Below are 16,509 nucleotides of genomic sequence, written 5' to 3' on the forward strand. Positions count from 1 at the left end.
GCTATACCAATAGAAGAGGCTTGCGGCGATTCAATTTATCTTATTTGAACGTGAACAAGCGGTAGGATTATTTGACTCAATCATTACTCAATGTGACCTATCTGGATTCTCTCCAAATATAAAAAAACAACCCAACAACATGCAAACCGTGTTAACCCAAGTCTCTTCTGGCTTAGGTGTATCTATCGCACCGCATGCAATTCGTGATTTACGCAGTGAGGGATGTGTATTTGTTAATCTTGAATCTGTGGACGTACAAATGCCATTAGTGATGACACACCATTCGCATACTCTATCCCCTACAGCCAGTGTCTTTGTTGCTGTCGTACAGAGTGAAATTGAGGCGATTCAACAAAACATGGCTTAGAAAGTTATCTATACCATATTCGTATAGAATTTAAATCAAATGGTTATTTTTGTTATTCAATCGCTAACCTTAGACTTAGCTCATCGAAATCATTCATTAAAACGATGAACCAAAGTTAAGGTGTCACCATGTCAAAATTGACTACAGAAGTGTTGAGCACAGGACGTTTATTACTGATGTCGAGCGCAGTCTCGGCAACTGCTGCAAACCTTTATTATAACCAACCCATCTTACCTAAGATCGGCGCAGAGCTAGGGTTAACAAGCGAACAGCTAGGCGCAGTGCCAGCTGCCGGTCAGATTGGTTATGCCGTGGCATTGCTATTCTTATCGCCCTTAGGAGACACGTTACCCCGCAGACGCCTAATAGCGATCTTGTCTGTCATGTTGGTGTTGTCATCTTTTGTCGCGTTTACTGCATCTAGCTTAGTGGATCTGGTTGTTGCGTGTTTTGCGATTGGTTTGAGTGCCAACATCACTCAGCAGCTGATTCCATTTGCAGCGTCACTAAGTACTCCAGAAACGAAAGGAAAAGTCATTGGCACATTAATGACAGGCCTAACTGTGGGCATCTTGCTTTCGCGTACACTCAGTGGGTTCATCGGTGAGCAGTTTGGGTGGCGCGCGGTATTTATGATGTCAGCAATTATTGCGATGGTCTTTGGTGTGTTGCTGTATGCCTTTTTACCGACGAACACGCCGACAACGAAAATACCTTACCTTAAACTGGTTGCGAGCATGGCCACGTTAATCAAGCAGCATGCGACACTGCGTACTTCCGCTTTAACTGGCGCGCTTTGGTTTGCTTCGTTCAATGCGCTGTGGGCGACGTTAGCTCTGCATGTCAGTGAATCTCCGTTTAACTACAATGCACAACAGGCAGGAATGTTTGGTGTTATTGCTCTTGCTGGAGTCATTGGAGCAAAAGTTTCAGGGTCACTGGTGAGCAAGTTTGGCTCTCGAAACATGATCAGTATGGCGTTAGTTATTATTACTGCTGGTTTTATTATATCGGGGCTTTTCGCTGACACATTGGCTGGATTGATCGTCGGTATCATTCTCATCGACCTTGGGGTATTTAGCGCTCAAGTATCGAACCAAGTACGCGTATTCTCAATTGACCCACAAGCTCAAAGTCGTATCAACGGAATCTATATGCTTGGCTACTATCTCGGTGGTGCGTTTGGTTCATTTGTGGGAATTCAGGTATTTGAACGTGCGGGTTGGATTGGTGTTGTGGGCTTTAGTATTGCAGTCGTGATATTGAGTTTTATCGTTAACCGTTCAAATAAGCAATAAGTCACCTCGTCTTAATTCTTGAACTTACCAATATGCACAACGGATATTCACTCTGTAATTGATAGCAAATTACCACCCAGTGATTTGCTATCGTTCTAGATCTAATAAGGCAGTAGTAACTCTACTCTCTCAAGTTTTGAATATCATGATTCTCAAACAAGCTTTCCCGCCTAGAGCGCTGTTATGCCTTTGCGAGATGATCTTGGTCTATTCTTATCATTTAGACGACTGAGTTCCGAGGCTTTGAGTATGAATAAACTGTTTTTAATCTTATTGGTTTTTCTTTTGTCCGGATGCGGAACAAGTGATAGTGCTTTGATTGAGAGTGGTCACAACACCTCTTAGATACAAGGTTTTCATGACGGTAGGCATAGCGGCATGCAAGAAAGCGGCAATAGCTTCGAAAACTACATAAAAGATGGAAAGCGTTTTGAATCAGACAGTGACTACAAACAAGGCTGGATCGCGGGTGAATCTGAGGGGAAAAAACTACAAGCAGAAGCAACAGCGATCGGTAAAGGTGCCGCTGCTGGTTATCCTCAAAAATCTACAACGACGGATTTAGGTGAAGTAGCAAAAGACACCTTAAAAGGCGTCGATACATCAGGCTTAGAGAATTTAAAATAAAGGTATAACAAAGCCAAAGTTGGGGTCTGGAATAACTCGTACCTTGCCGACACTTACAAACACACCTGAGCATAAATTGATCTGCATCAGCATATGGTTTAATAATGATTAACTACTAAACATTCATAATACAAATTGCGCAATACTGAATTGAGGAGTTCATTTTTTACGTTGTTGGTGATTTCATGGATGTTCACACCTTAGCTATATATACCTCTTTGTTAGCAGCCACGGTTGCGAGCGCTATGTTGTTAACGCATAAATATATACTCGCAGGCACCACGTTAGGGGTGAATTATATTGCTTATGCTGCTTTGCTGTTAGGAGCCAGTGTTACCCCACTTTCGTTCGGCGTTACTCAATCTTCAGGGTGCATACGCAACGGCTTTTGGTTTACTACTCGTCGGCATAACCGTGTTACGAGGAGCAAGTCGATCTTTTCTCGTAATATCAATCATCATTAGCTCCCTTGGCATTAGCTTCTTCCTTTATAGCGCCATAATTGCGCCTTCTGTTACTTCTAGGATCGAGGCTCGAAGTATTCTCGTTGTGACAATCTGTATCTTAGCCCTCTGTGCAAACAATTCAGGGGAAAAGCACGATAACAGAGAAGCAAAGTGCCTGTTGAACCTGACCCTGTTCATCAACATTCTCTATATGGCAATTCGGGGCGTACTTGCTCATACCAAAGGAACGAACTCGAACTATTACCTGATATCAGATATTCATAAATTGTCTTTCGTTATCATGACAATCACAATTGTTAGCCTCGCATTTTCAGTGTTTTGGATCTTAACTGATCGTTTGTTGAAGCAGACCTATCGTTCATCGATCACTGATGAACAAACCGGCCTTTATAACCGTAGAGGCCTAGCAGAACTGATACCCAAGCTTGTTCAACCAGGCCGAGAGAGTGACATTTCTGTACTGATTGCCGACCTAGATCACTTCAAAAAAATTAATGATACCTATGGTCATGACAAGGGAGATGATGTGATTAAGCACTTTGGTCAAATTCTTGAAGATACATGCCGCACAAGCGATTTCTGTTTTCGCTATGGTGGAGAAGAGTTTGTTGTCATGTTACCTAGAGCGAATAAAGTTCAAGCAATGCAGATAGCAGAAAGAATAAGAAACCACGCAAAACACAACTCCAATCAAGAGCTCTCTTCTGGCACGTATACTGTCAGCATTGGAGTGACTCAAGCCCTCATAAACGATGACTGGAATTCATTAATTAAAAGAGCGGATAACGCCCTATACGACGCAAAATCTCAAGGGCGCGATTGCATTGTGGAGCGTTAAGCCGAGTTGTAAAACAGTGTAAATATTCTTCCATCACAAAACATGTTGGCTAAGATTCAAGAGGTTAAACACACACAACCAGTAAGGTTAGCAAGGATGCGCTTTTTCGGTTTGTTTTAGCGATAGCATTATTGGCGTAACTCCCTTAAAGCGACTCTAGAACTTCCCGCCATTTACCCATTCTGCTTTTGGTGGCACGGGCTCTTGGTTTACCCATATCTCTTTAATTTGACCTCCCTCAACTCGGAATAGATCAAAACGCGCAACCTCGAGACCATTATCAATAACTCGGCTGTAAGCTGCTACGAAGTTACCTTGACCGACAATCTTGAACACTTGGTCATAGCCACCAATATAGCTATCTAAAGGGCTCACATCTGAGGCTTGATAAACGGCTAGCTCTTCGTGCTGGAGATACTTTGATAGCTTGTCTTTCTGCCCTAGTACCATGACATCACATAAAAAATCACGGATAAGGTTCTTATTCTCCTCTGTTTTATCTAAGTCAGTATGATTGATTGGCCCTTGCAGTCGACCTTCCCCTTCCGTCGGTTGAGCTTCGAAGGCAGAAATCACATCCCAATGTTCAATAATTTTATCGTCATTATCGGTATCGAATAGATCCGTAGTCACCCACTTATATTCGCCATTATTAATATCTTGGAATGCTTGAACAAACACGAATTGGCCATCGACGATTGAACGTATGATCTTTATGTCTCTAACAGGGCAGCGTTTTAAGAACGGTTCGAAGAACTCAACAAAACCATCAATACCGTTGCGAACCCCAGTGCTATGTTGAGTATAACGTTGACCGGTGTACTTCGTTACCGCCTCTAATGCATGACCATCTCGGATACCTTCCATATACAGATTAGTCGCATTCGCTAGCTTATTGCTCATAGATAGTTTCTCCAAACTTAATAGTGCCAAAGTACGTTATTTGGCTCGTACACTGAAACTCAGAACTAGATTGTCTCAGGTGTCCTTTTAACTGTCGGATTGTTGAATAGGCTCTTCGCGTCGCTATTCAAAACCAAGTTAAGCTCGATATACGTCTACAGCATATCGAGCCTTTACAACCTAATTGGTCACTGTGGTTACTGTTTGGCGTGATAAGCTTTAGATACTGCGTAGCTATCCTCAAACCAGTTCCAACTCTTCACTTTGCCATCTTCAACCTGAACTCGAACCGCCCAGCTGAATTTACCCGTGTCTACACCAGATTCATTCGCAATGGCACTCATGCTGCCCATGAATACTGCTTGGTCGCCGTTTACAAAACTATAGTCTGTTGACCAGCTTGTGACTTTCAAACCTGCGCCAAATAGAGGAAAGAAAGTGTTGAGCACTTTTTCTTTTGACTCCCAGTTACCGATCCAAGGGATGTCGGCGTCACCTTCGTTGTGCCAGACAAAATCATCGGCCATTAATGACTCGAGTTTTGCCATATCACCTGAGCCTGCCGCCCATAAGAATGCTTGAGCCGTTTCTAGTGTCTTTGCTGAATCGACTGCTTTTGTTTCATCTGCAAGGGCTGGAGTGAATTGAAAGAAAGCCAGAAGACTCGCTAGACCGATAAGTAGATTTTTCTTTAACATTTTCTTTCTCCTGATTGTCAATTTTGAAGCTCAATGCGTGGGAGATTAAAAGTGCCATCAGTGCATGCTTTGAACTTCAGTTCTGTTTGTTGCCTTGTTGAGATAACTATAGCTGTGCTAAATTTTTGGTAAACTCACTAATTGAACACGTTGGATATGCGCAAATGCACAACATAAGATGGGATGACCTGCAATATGTTCTAACAGTGGCGAATGAAGGATCCCTGTCGGCCGCGGCAAGAGCACTTGGTGTAAACCACAGCACCGTTTTACGTCGTATTGACACCTTTGAGTATCGTCACAAATTACAAATTTTCCATAAACTTCCTACCGGATACAAACTAACGGTTGAAGGGCAAAAGCTTCTGGAGTCAGCTCTCGCTATCGAATCCACAGTAAGAGAATTGGAGCACAAGGTTTTTGGACAGGAATTGAAGCTAGAAGGTACGCTAAGAATAACGACGACCGATGCGTTATCTCGCCTCATTCTGGGTACTCATTTGGCTGCTTTTCATCGGCTTTATCCAAAAATTCAGTTAGAACTCAGCCTCACATCTCGTCAATTGGATATTTCACACCTAGATGCAGATATCGCGATTCGCCCGGCAAATGAGTTGCCAGCCCATTTAGTTGGGACCAAGTTAAGTAAAATTGCCTTTGGTGTTTACGGATCGCCAGAATATATAAATGGCCTTAAGAGTAAGCACCCCTTAAAGTCTGCATCTTGGTTAATGATGCATAGAGGCAGTGCTTCGCTACAGGTTTCTGAACTGATTTCGGAAGACAAAATTGTCATGAAAGCCGACTCTTTTGAGCCCCTGATCATCGCGGCTGAAAATCAGATGGGGTTAGCCTACTTACCCTGCTTTTTAGGTAACAGTAAGGGAACTCTGCAAAGAGTAGATATGGAAGTGATGCACCAAAATACAGACCTATGGATGATGACTCATAAAGATTTAGAAGATTCAGCCAAAGTAAAAGCATTTTTTAATTTTATGAAAGGCGCAATCAAATCAGACCATAATCGGTTGGCCGGATTTGATTATTAGCGAACGAGTGCCGGCTCTTCACCATTAGGCTTACGAACAAAATGACACAAAGCCCACAGCACAAACAAAGTCACAGTCAGCTCCCAAGCGCGTAGGAAGGTACTTTCCAACCCTAAATTGCTACTGGTCATGTACAACTGAATCGGCAGCATAGTCGCCAATAACGCATCGGCATGAATGTCTCTGGCTGAACCTTTCGCTTTGGCCATTGATGCGGTGATCATAAAGGCAAATAAACCCAACACTATGGTGTAGTAACCGAATGTAGATTGATGCCCTGCCATCAACAAGGTGAACACCACGGCGAATGCACAGCCGCCCACTTGAGTTTGAAAACGGCGGTCAACCACGTCGATAAAGCTTTTGTGTGTGGTTTGGGTTGCAGCAGCAATCACTGGCACCATGCAGAACGTTGCAGAGATAATGTCGACAATCATCAAGAATGCCAAACCAAGACCAATCAACGCGAGTGAAATTGCTCTGCTCTCAAATGTGACAGGCTGTTCTTTAAATACAGGAGGCTTGTTTCCTTGCTCAACAGGGAACAGAGCCACCATGGTTTTTGCTACTACCATGGTAATCAACATGGATACCAAAATTTCATGAATACGCATCGGCATATCCATGGTGGTATGCTGAGCAAACACCACAATCAAAATCCAGTTGAAGGTTGGCATCAACATTTTACCTTTCTTCGCTGGCGTAGTGGCTCGACGGCGCATAAAGTCGAAGAAGAACAGGCTGATGGTCCACACCACAAACGGATGCTGTGAAAATACCTCAGTCACCACCAACGCTGTACTTGCTGCCATTTTGCTGAATCAGAGTCACGCGCTTGATGCAGTTCGGCTTTCGCTTGTGCCACTTTCAATTGGTAGCTACTGGCATCGATAGCAAATAATGGCTGACCTTTTTCAACCAACTCGCCATTACTAACCATGACGTCGGTAATTACGCGGGACACTTCTGGCGCAATGGTCGCTACGTTACGATACAAAGTCGCTTGAGTGGTGAAGGGGGAAACATTATCTGAGGTGACTAAAAAAGCGGAGAACAATGCTGCCGCTGAAAAAACAGTGTAAATCGCGTATCTATAAAAGTTTTCGTTCATGCTTGTACCTAGTTTTCATTCGTTATAAAGCGCCGCGCTCACGGCTTATTCGATTCTCTTTTCTACGAAAACTAGGTTATAACCATTCACAAATGGAAAACAGAGCCAATAAAAGAAGTGAGGATTCCACATTTGGAAAGGTTGATGATTTGTACCGATTTCGCTCAATGGTTGAACGAAAAGGTCAGATAAGGGTGTATTGAAACGTTCGTATTCAGTTCCTCCCCTTTCCTTCCCAGCGTTCAATAAGAGATTGAAGAAGTAAGACCACCCGACTTCATTCCATTGGATTGCTTAATTTTCGCTAGCTTCTTATGGTTAAAATGCCTATTGTACAAACCATAAAATTATAAAGACTCGCGGCCTTTGCCACAGAGACTCTCCATTTAAAGCGAAAAGACTTACTATGAATTTTGATATCAATGCACTGAAACACCACCAACTGGTCGAAGATGGTCAATTAGAAGGGTGTTACATTCATCAGCCTGTGCAAGGCAGTCAACCAGATGACAAAGCCGTTTTAGAAGAGCGTCAAGCGCTAGAAAGCCGAGGATATAAGGTGGTTCAGGTTAAAGCGAAAGGCGGAACAACTACGTTTGCCGAAGCTATGCAAGAGCTTGCGAAAAAGACAGGCCACCAGCCAAAATAGTAAGTGACTTGGTAAACCAATATGATCATCGAGAAAGCACCCTACCGACTATTGAGTCAGCTGGGTGCTTTTTTATTGACGGCCTTTAACTGACTAATCTTGTTAACTGACCTAAGTTACTGACTCAGCTGACTGAACTTCGGCAAGCTTTTCACAAACTTCTGGTGTACATCCATATAAGTTTGCATATAGATTTCATCGATATTGTCACCACTCGGGAAGCTGGATGAGAAATCTACGTGGTTGCGGTCGATAGACAATTTAGCGGCCTCGACAATATGAGCGATGAACATTCTCGGATCTTCCAAGCCGATAGAGATACGCATTGTGGTCGGTTTGATGCCTGTTTCATTAAGCGCTTCATCACTGAGTTCTGAATGCGTAGTCAGGGCTGGGCACAGCGCCACGGTATTGGTTTGCCCTAAGCTCACTTGCATGCCGATTGCTGGCTCAAGCATGTCGAAGAACTGTTTGAATCCATCTCGATTGATTGGCGCACGATCGCCGTTACCTTCCATATCGATTGTGAAAAGCGCCGCTGGCAAACCCAAGTACATGTTGTTCTGGCAGTGTTCATAGTTGTCACTGTCTGGCAAAGCAGGACACGATACGTTGATGTCAGGGTGAGCATCAAAGATCTTCGCGAGAGTCAGTGTATTAATCGTTTTTTGCACCACTCGCATCTCATACGTTTTCATACCATTGAGCACTTCAAACGCTTTATCTGCATCTAGGAATGCACCCTTAATGTAGTACACATTCCAAAACAGCGTTTCGTTTCATAGGATTTTGGCCTCATCACCGTTGGGCTTGGTGAAAGTGACCTCCTCTCCTTTTGGAATAAACATGGTCTCGTTGCGGCCAATCACAACTCCAGCCGTTGTGGTGCCAGAACCCGCCAGTTCTTTGGTGTAGGAGTGAATCACATAATCGGGTCTTTCAGCCACATCGTCGCGTTTTAGTACTGGATGCAGCAATGGAGTCCCCACTGTCGAGTCAACAATTACGTCCCAACCACGAGAGTGACCAGCTTTACTAATGCTAGCAACATCCAACACGTATCCATGCGGGTTACACGGTGACTCTAGGTAGACGTAGATTTTCTTACCCGCAGCGATGCGATCTGCGTATTTATGAGCAACCTCATCAAGGCGCGTCGCAAACTCATCACCGGAGTAACCATCCACCCACTCCACCGCGACATTTAGGTTAGACGGTTTCCCAAACCAATCTTCCAACAACTGGTAAGAACCGCCATAGATATTACGTGAAGCCAAGACTATGTCTTCATGTCCAAGTAAATGGCTCAACAATCCATCAATGGCCGCCATACCCGAATTAAAGTTCCATGCGAGGTATTCGTTGGCTCTAGAGCCTGCCTCGATATCAACCATATGGTTAGCCAGTGAAATCGATGTAGGGTTAAGCAGTCGAGAATATATATCGTGCAACGGCTCTTTACCGTTAAACGCATCTTCAATCCATTCTGTACACGCAAACAAATAGGTCGCGGTACGTGTAATCACAGGGCTTGCAGAAAATATAGCAGCGACATTATCGAAAATTGGATACGCACCTTTAGACGCAAAATTACCATTATTGGTGGCAATAGACTGGTAAGTGGCGCGCATTGGGTTTTGCAGATTATCGAGGATCTTAGCGATCTGGAATGACAAAAAACGTTTGGCGTTAAACCAAGCGATTCGGTCACTTTTATCGAGCTCTGAAAGTCCATCAACCGTCAATGCCCAAAGATCGTGTGTCTTGGTATTGGCTTGGTACAGTGTCGTCGCCAGTTCAATCAGCGTGATGCCGTAATCGCTATTTGGGTCGATACCAAAATGCTTTGCTTGCTCAACGGCAAGAGCTTCTGCTTGTTCGTGTTTGGTGGTTTTACGCAGCGGGCTAAGTTGAGTTGAAGTATTCATAATTCCTAAGTCATTCCATGCTTGTTGTTCCTTCTTTAATTTTAGTTTTGGGCAGATGTTAAAAATTGCTATTTGCGAAGTAAGACATACACTTTGAGCAATAATATTGCCAAACTAAATTCAATATTGATGGATTATGCCAATGGACGAGATCGACAAGAAAATACTGGCTGAACTGCAAAACAACGCTCGGCTGTCTAATCAAGAGTTGGCCGATCGAGTAGCACTGTCGCCCTCTCCTTGCTTACGCCGAGTTCGAGCATTAGAGAAACAAGGGATAATTCGTGGTTACCACGCCAGTGTCGACCAAGAAGCGTGTGGCCTGCCAGTCAATGTGTTTGTGTTGGTGAAACTTGAAAAGCCGACAGAAGAGAACATGCGAGACTTTGAGCAGCACATTGAAGTGATTGACGAGGTGTTAGAGTGTTTTCTGATGACGGGCAATCACGACTACCTATTGCATGTAGTCAGTGAATCGCTAAAAAGCTACGAGCAGTTCATCCGTAAACAACTAACTCGCCTGCCTAATATTGCTTCTATTGAATCCAGCTTCGCCTTCGGTCAGGTAAAAACTAAGACCAAGTTGCCAGTGAGGTAATTAGAAACGACTTAATTTGTCTGTGCTGAAGGCATTGGATAATCATCTCCAATCATACAGATAAGAGCGCCACCAAAAGCTTTTTCGTAACGTATTTTTCCTGTCGCATCTGAGCTTTCTATACTCGAACTGCCGTCCACAATCTTATTAATTTCTTGTGCGACTTTTGTTGGTACCAACCAGATACAAGCTGCAACAGAGCAAGTGGATGATGACGATTCGCAACCTGTCTCGGAGCTTCCTCTTATCCAAAGACTATCCTTTTCCTTAAGCAGTAATTGCGTTGCTATGTAATCTGGGTGGTCGATGTACTGATCGCCACCTATCCATGTATCTTCATAAGGTAGGTACGGCCCTTTCCATGTGGATAAGCCCGGATTTGCAATTAAGTGATTGATGTTTAAGTAGCCGAAGTTCGTATCGGTATCGGAAGCAATAGGAGGCAGAGAGCCATTATCACGAGAATATTGCTCCGCTGCATCCAAGACAGTATTCAGTTGCCCGATCAAAAATGTTGCCTCATCGACACGGGAAATACGATTACCGATCTGGTTGTAGATAAAAAATGCGGCAATGAGCATGAGTAAACTAAACGATGCAAGTTTCCATTTTTCTATCTGACGCAAAAGTCTTAACATCTATTTTTTATCTCTCATCAAAACGGTTCTAATAACGCTATGGCTTCCCTTATAAGGAAAGATTATACCAGAGTAAAATCAAGCGTTTTGCATTGAAACTTACTTGTCCATGTCTGCGGAAAATAAGCCTAGCTCTAATGTGCCCAACTTCGATTTAGAGCCTCCCTAAAAACAAACAATCATCACACCCGACTTCACTGACTTAACCCTCAAATCAACCTTGTATTGAATTGCTCCGTAAAACAAACCAAAGCGATGGAAATCGATTCGAAGTGATCGTTTTATCGGACTGTCATCTAATTTTTGTACTTTGATATAACAAATAGCTCAAAAATTATTGAGCGATCGTTCAATTACATCAAATTTTCCACTATAGTTGATTGGTCAAACAACTCACAACAAGGAAAAGTTATGAATCCAAATACCGAATCTCAATCAACGCCGACTCGATCTATCCCTCAAGAAGCATTTGATTGGTACGACGAATATGCACACGGCCTGATTGATCGCAGAGAGTTTATGGCTCGTCTATCTGGGCTAGCTGTACTTGGCTTAACCATGACGACGCTAACTTCTGCACTGATTCCTAATTATGCGCAGGCAGAGCAAGTCTCTTTCAATGACCCTTCCATCAAAGCAACCTACGAGAAGTTTCCTTCACCTAAAGGACACGGCGAAGGCTATGGTTACTTGGTTGTACCCAAAGAGTTAGAGGGCAATGCGCCTGTTGTATTGGTCATTCATGAAAATAGAGGCCTCAATCCATACATAAAGGATGTGGCAAGACGACTCGCAGCGGCGGGGTTTATTGCGTTTGCACCTGATGCACTCTATTCGCTTGGCGGGTATCCAGGTAATGATGATGAAGGTCGAACGATGCAGAAGTCGCTATCAAAAGAGAAAATCGAAGAAGACTTTATCGCAGCGGCAAACTTCTTGAAGTCCCATGAAAAAAGTAACGGTAAGCTAGGCGCAGTCGGTTTCTGCTTCGGTGGCTATATCGTGAATATGTTGGCCGCTGTCATGCCAGAGCAACTCGATGCAGGCGTTCCATTTTATGGTACTCCTGCCGCACCAGATTTAAGAAAAAATGTAAAAGGCCCCTTGCTCATCCAATTTGCGGGAATCGATAAACGCGTGAATGCGACTTGGCCAGATTATGAAGCCGAACTCAAAGAGAACGAAGCAGACTACACAGCTTACATCTATGACGGCGTGAACCATGGCTTCCATAACGATTCAACTGGCCGCTATGCTGAAGAAGAAGCAGAGTTAGCTTGGAAACGTACACTTGAGTTCTTTAACCAAAAGCTTTCTTAATAGTTAGCTTTACTGAACCCGTTTTCTTTAGATTCCGAGTGACTGCCCTATTCCCTACAAAACCCAAAAGGCCTCGCACTCGCGAGGCCTTTGTTGGTCGGTAATCAGTTCCTCCCTTTTCCCATTACCAACAATAGGTTTGAGATGTAAACCAAGGGGGTTAGAAGGGGATTGTCGGTCGAGTCTCACGTACAGAAGCCTCGTTGATTCACTGACTTAACCGCTCATCAATGTAACTTCGCTTCAAACAAACCTATTGACCCGATCGCGCAAATAGATAATATAGATAGCTAGACGTCTACATGTCTTTTATTTATTAAATGGAGTTATCATGAACAGCTACAAAAAAATCACAGCATCCCTGTTGGCATTAGCTTTCGTATTCGGTGTAACAGGATGTGGAAAAAAAGACGAGGCTGTCATCAAGATTGGGGCGACAGTTGGCCCACATGCACAAGTTGTACAAGCTGTTGCCAAAGAAGCAGCAAAGCAAGGGATAAACATTGAACTCGTCGAGTTCTCAGACTATATCACCCCTAACGCAGCATTAGATGATGGAAGTATCCAACTGAACAGTTACCAGCATCAGCCATTCCTCGATAACTTTAATGCCAATCACGATAGCCAGTTAGTTTCTATCGGACGTTCAATTTTGATGCGTATGGGCGTTTACTCGAACAAGTACACTTCGCTTGATTCTATTCCCGAAAACGCTCGAATCGCGATTCCAAACGATCCAACGAATGGCGGGCGTGGACTATTACTGCTTGAAGATGCAGGGCTGATCTCATTAAAAGACAACGCTGGTTTCAACGCGTCTTTAAACGATATTGTTAGCAACCCGAAGAACATTCGATTTGTTGAAGTGGATGCCGCGCAGCTACCCCGCTCTCTTGACGATGTAGATGCTGCTGCAATCACCATGAACTATGTAATGTCGGCTGGACTCGACCCTAAGAAACAAGGCATTTACTTAGAGAAAAAAGACGCACCTTTAGCAGTGATGGTTGTTGCGGCGCGAGAAGAAGACAAAAATAATGAAACGTATAAAAAGATTATCTCAATTTACCACTCACAAGAGATCAATGACTTTTTAGACAGCACTTTCAAAGGCACCATCGAAGCCGCAAATTAAGCTAAATCGTTTCAGATTTGGCGTTGCATGATACTCATAAAGCAACGCCAGATTTGAGTTGGCGGGTTGTCGTTGACGCATTCCAGCTTCTTTTCAAATTAGAGAGCAAAGCTTTAGTTACTTGAATGGAGGTTGAAAACCATATCGTCAGAGCAGATTATGTAAGCATAAAATTCAATTAAATCTGGGGGCTTTGCATGAAAAAAGAAGTGATACTTTTTGATATAAACGAAACGGTTTTAAATTTGGAGTCATTACAGCCTAAATTTAAAGCGGTGTTTGGAAAGGAGGATGCATTATCACTTTGGTTTTCAAAGCTTTTACACTCTTCAACGGTTTGCATCGCAACAAACGTAAAATCTACTTTTTCTGAATTAGCGAATGCAGCGCTCAACGCTATTGCACAACGGTACAAGTGTGATTTAACGGCGGAAAGCAAAGGTGCCTTGTTAACTTCTTTTGCCAATCTACCACCGCACACAGATATCAAAGCGTCTTTGCTCAAATTGCGCGAGAACGGGTTTAAAACCGTCGCTTTTTCCAACTCATCCCTCGATCTCATCACTTCTCAAATCAAGAACTCAGGCTTAGAAGATTATTTCGACACCGTCATTTCCGTTGAAGAAACAGGCAGTTTCAAACCCAATTCAGATGTGTATAACTTTGCAGCCGAAACTTTAAAAGAGCCTGTCGAAAACCTTCGTCTTGTCGCTACTCATGATTGGGACACTCATGGTGCGCTATCCGCTGGCTTACAAGCAGCCTATATAGACCGAACAGGAGTTGAGTATCATTCCTTGTATTTGAAACCGGAGATTAGCTCAAGGACGATGAATGGTGTGGTGGAACAAATAATTAAGCACAATTTAGACAAGTAAAATCTCAAGAGACTTTTCTACTCCTGATTCGATACAACCACCCTGTAGTGGTCAACAAATTCCGGACACTGACTTAACCGCTTTGATCAACCTTGTGTTGAACTGCTCTGGTTATAGAGACGCTGTCGGTTACCTAAAAACTGCAGTTACCTAGCAACAAATATAAGCTAGAAACTACTGTAAGAATGAGGAACGCGTTTGTCTTCATCCCAGCCTGATAGCTCAATATTGATCAATGATTTGCGCTGCTCATTACACAGTGAAGCGATATTGATGATAGGCAGTTGACTACGAAACTGCGCTGTAAGGATGACCTTTTTACTTTCGTTAAGGCTGCTTCTGCATTGCGACAAAATCGCTTCAGTATCTAGTTGGTGTGCGTTCTCGATAATTTGGATATCAGCATTCTCTTTATAGCAATCTATCAACCAAGATACAGCAGGCTCTTCTATGCTGGTGAGCACGATGACATCTTTTGTTGTGACCAATTCTTTGAGTTCAGATAGTTTGAGTTCAGTTTCCATAGTTACCCTCATTCAGCAGCAAATACATTAAAGTCGATTGCCCAGTTTAGCCTGTGCTAAGTGGTAGCCTCTGTCGATCATCTCTTGTGAGCGATCAAACTCTAGGGTGCCACACGCATTGCGTGGGATCTCAAGCGTGATATCGGCGGGGTAAGCGGCCAACTTTTGGCGAGCAATGGTCGATTGCATCGCATCAAATGCTTGGTTGGCAATATCGTAAAAAGCAAAGTTGAAGCTCATTTTGCTTTTTACACTGCTACCGAGGTTATCGATAAAATGCACAACCTTCTCATGCAGGTTGCTCTCTTTTGTTGGCAGGGAAACCGGTATCACTTCCTGTTTAACCATTTCAGGTTCACCACCTAAATTCACAGCCAGTGTAAAGTCTGTATTATCACCAAAGGTAGGCGCAATCGGTACGGGATTAAGAACGCCGCCATCAATCAGCACTTCTCCATTGATAACGTGAGGGGTCAAGAACAGTGGCAAAGAGATAGAGGCGCGAATGGCATCAAACAGAGAACCTGATTGCAGCCAAACCTCTTTTTCATCGGCGACGTTAGCGGCAACTGCGGTATAAGGGATGGGCAGATCTTCAATTGAAATCTCGCCGATCAGTCCACGCAGAGTGTCGATGATCTTGTCCCCTTTGAACATACCACTCGACTGCCATGAAAAGTCTAACAACATCGCCATATCACCTTGGTCGATACTGGTGACCCACTCTTCAAATTCATCCAACTTGCCTGCAGCGTAGACACCACCGATAAGTGCACCAATTGAACAGCCAGAAATGGATTTTATCTGATAGCCATGCTCAATTAACCAGCGGATGACTCCAACGTGAACCAAGCCTCTTGCGCCACCACTGCCAAGTACCAATGAGATCGTTTTTGCCATCATATTAATCCTTTAGTTTTAAATTCTAGGTGGGCTAACTCGCCGATTTACCAATTCGCCGATCTCAACTCACTGAATCACTCTCAGTCCATACGGGTAATGAAGGTTTGCTCGTCATCGACAAAAGCCACGTAGTCGCCGTGATAGATAAAAACCCGACCACGCCCTTCAACGATACACGCAAGCTGTGGGTTCAAATCTTCTTCAATATCTCTACTTTGAAAAGTGCCGGTATCGGTGATCACACCACGGAGTTTAGGCAAAAATCCATAACTGCGTTTGGCTTGATCAATCAGGCTCAACTCGCTGGCGGTAGAAAAGCAAGCTGGGATTTGGCCTGCATCTTCGATAAACATAGTTTTCAGTTCTTCAAAGGCTGTAATTACCAGCCAGTCGATGCCATTTACGTGATGGATAAACATTGTTTATAAATACCTAGTTTCTCGATAACTCTAATGCGGAGATTCTATCACTATCAAGTGCAGAACGTGGGAGAAATTAAGGGACTACAAATAACCAGACACATACTATCTACAGGGTCTAATACTAGTCGTCCGACTCTACGACTAATGTCTAACCGA

General features: G+C 43.5%; 15 protein-coding genes and 4 pseudogenes. 10 read left to right on the forward strand and 9 right to left on the reverse strand.

Going from position 1 to position 16,509, the window contains the following annotated elements:
- Positions 1 to 28 precede the first annotated feature (28 nt).
- The 4 genes and pseudogenes from AB4167_RS12295 to AB4167_RS12310 all read left to right on the forward strand — a co-directional run.
- Positions 29 to 367: pseudogene (locus AB4167_RS12295) on the forward strand (LysR substrate-binding domain-containing protein); the annotation flags it as partial.
- 128 nt (positions 368 to 495) lie between these two features.
- The gene (locus AB4167_RS12300; protein ID WP_372136586.1) at positions 496 to 1,665 is read left to right on the forward strand and encodes an MFS transporter; all 1,170 of its coding nucleotides are present in this window, start codon (positions 496 to 498) and stop codon (positions 1,663 to 1,665) included.
- 378 nt (positions 1,666 to 2,043) lie between these two features.
- Positions 2,044 to 2,292: a hypothetical protein gene (locus AB4167_RS12305; RefSeq protein ID WP_372104626.1), complete on the forward strand. Its 249-nt coding sequence runs from the start codon at positions 2,044 to 2,046 to the stop codon at positions 2,290 to 2,292.
- Between the two features lie 330 nt (positions 2,293 to 2,622).
- Positions 2,623 to 3,597 (forward strand): GGDEF domain-containing protein, encoded by a 975-nt coding sequence (locus AB4167_RS12310; RefSeq protein WP_136982574.1) that lies wholly within the window; start codon positions 2,623 to 2,625, stop codon positions 3,595 to 3,597.
- Positions 3,598 to 3,753: 156 nt separating this feature from the next.
- Here AB4167_RS12310 and AB4167_RS12315 read toward each other — a convergent pair whose 3' ends face one another.
- Both AB4167_RS12315 and AB4167_RS12320 read right to left on the reverse strand, forming a co-directional pair.
- On the reverse strand, positions 3,754 to 4,500 hold the full coding sequence (locus AB4167_RS12315; protein WP_017059089.1) for a nuclear transport factor 2 family protein: 747 nt from the start codon (positions 4,498 to 4,500) through the stop codon (positions 3,754 to 3,756).
- A gap of 197 nt (positions 4,501 to 4,697) precedes the next feature.
- The gene (locus tag AB4167_RS12320) at positions 4,698 to 5,198 is read right to left on the reverse strand and encodes a nuclear transport factor 2 family protein (protein ID WP_017059088.1); all 501 of its coding nucleotides are present in this window, start codon (positions 5,196 to 5,198) and stop codon (positions 4,698 to 4,700) included.
- Between the two features lie 164 nt (positions 5,199 to 5,362).
- Between AB4167_RS12320 and AB4167_RS12325 the strand changes: the two genes are divergently transcribed.
- The gene (locus AB4167_RS12325; RefSeq protein WP_372136587.1) at positions 5,363 to 6,247 is read left to right on the forward strand and encodes a LysR family transcriptional regulator; all 885 of its coding nucleotides are present in this window, start codon (positions 5,363 to 5,365) and stop codon (positions 6,245 to 6,247) included.
- Here the strand turns inward: AB4167_RS12325 and AB4167_RS12330 are convergent.
- Both AB4167_RS12330 and AB4167_RS12335 read right to left on the reverse strand, forming a co-directional pair.
- A pseudogene (locus AB4167_RS12330) lies at positions 6,244 to 7,059 on the reverse strand (DUF2955 domain-containing protein); the annotation flags it as partial. The gene AB4167_RS12325 and the pseudogene AB4167_RS12330 overlap by 4 nt on opposite strands.
- Positions 7,047 to 7,358 (reverse strand): annotated as a pseudogene (locus AB4167_RS12335) (biotin/lipoyl-binding protein); the annotation flags it as partial. The pseudogenes AB4167_RS12330 and AB4167_RS12335, both read right to left, overlap by 13 nt.
- A gap of 406 nt (positions 7,359 to 7,764) precedes the next feature.
- On the opposite strand from AB4167_RS12335, the gene AB4167_RS12340 reads away from it, so the two are divergent.
- On the forward strand, positions 7,765 to 8,007 hold the full coding sequence (locus AB4167_RS12340; protein WP_017068564.1) for a hypothetical protein: 243 nt from the start codon (positions 7,765 to 7,767) through the stop codon (positions 8,005 to 8,007).
- A gap of 116 nt (positions 8,008 to 8,123) precedes the next feature.
- On the opposite strand, the pseudogene AB4167_RS12345 reads toward AB4167_RS12340, so the two are convergent.
- Positions 8,124 to 9,935: pseudogene (locus tag AB4167_RS12345) on the reverse strand (PLP-dependent transferase).
- Between the two features lie 142 nt (positions 9,936 to 10,077).
- Here AB4167_RS12345 and AB4167_RS12350 point away from each other — a divergent pair.
- The gene (locus AB4167_RS12350; RefSeq protein ID WP_017059083.1) at positions 10,078 to 10,533 is read left to right on the forward strand and encodes an Lrp/AsnC family transcriptional regulator; all 456 of its coding nucleotides are present in this window, start codon (positions 10,078 to 10,080) and stop codon (positions 10,531 to 10,533) included.
- An 11-nt stretch (positions 10,534 to 10,544) separates the two neighbouring features.
- Here AB4167_RS12350 and AB4167_RS12355 read toward each other — a convergent pair whose 3' ends face one another.
- Positions 10,545 to 11,171 carry a type II secretion system protein gene (locus AB4167_RS12355; RefSeq protein WP_372136588.1) on the reverse strand — a complete coding sequence of 209 codons (627 nt, stop codon included), beginning with the start codon at positions 11,169 to 11,171 and terminating at the stop codon, positions 10,545 to 10,547.
- A 411-nt stretch (positions 11,172 to 11,582) separates the two neighbouring features.
- On the opposite strand from AB4167_RS12355, the gene AB4167_RS12360 reads away from it, so the two are divergent.
- From AB4167_RS12360 to AB4167_RS12370, 3 genes are all read left to right on the forward strand, one after another.
- Positions 11,583 to 12,491 (forward strand): dienelactone hydrolase family protein, encoded by a 909-nt coding sequence (locus AB4167_RS12360; protein WP_017059076.1) that lies wholly within the window; start codon positions 11,583 to 11,585, stop codon positions 12,489 to 12,491.
- Positions 12,492 to 12,822: 331 nt separating this feature from the next.
- Entirely contained in the window at positions 12,823 to 13,626 is an 804-nt protein-coding gene (locus AB4167_RS12365) for a MetQ/NlpA family ABC transporter substrate-binding protein (protein WP_017059075.1), read from the forward strand.
- Positions 13,627 to 13,823: 197 nt separating this feature from the next.
- The gene (locus AB4167_RS12370; protein WP_017065459.1) at positions 13,824 to 14,504 is read left to right on the forward strand and encodes a haloacid dehalogenase type II; all 681 of its coding nucleotides are present in this window, start codon (positions 13,824 to 13,826) and stop codon (positions 14,502 to 14,504) included.
- A 167-nt stretch (positions 14,505 to 14,671) separates the two neighbouring features.
- On the opposite strand, the gene AB4167_RS12375 is transcribed toward AB4167_RS12370, so the two are convergent.
- From AB4167_RS12375 to AB4167_RS12385, 3 genes are all read right to left on the reverse strand, one after another.
- Entirely contained in the window at positions 14,672 to 15,040 is a 369-nt protein-coding gene (locus tag AB4167_RS12375; RefSeq protein ID WP_372136589.1) for a hypothetical protein, read from the reverse strand.
- 15 nt (positions 15,041 to 15,055) lie between these two features.
- The gene (locus AB4167_RS12380) at positions 15,056 to 15,928 is read right to left on the reverse strand and encodes a patatin-like phospholipase family protein (protein ID WP_017070388.1); all 873 of its coding nucleotides are present in this window, start codon (positions 15,926 to 15,928) and stop codon (positions 15,056 to 15,058) included.
- A gap of 83 nt (positions 15,929 to 16,011) precedes the next feature.
- Complete coding sequence (locus AB4167_RS12385) at positions 16,012 to 16,350, reverse strand: cytosolic protein (protein ID WP_372136590.1); 339 nt, start codon at positions 16,348 to 16,350, stop codon at positions 16,012 to 16,014.
- Positions 16,351 to 16,509 lie beyond the last annotated feature (159 nt).

Source organism: Vibrio sp. 10N.286.49.E11 (assembly GCF_041469505.1).
Lineage (GTDB): Bacteria > Pseudomonadota > Gammaproteobacteria > Enterobacterales > Vibrionaceae > Vibrio > Vibrio crassostreae_C.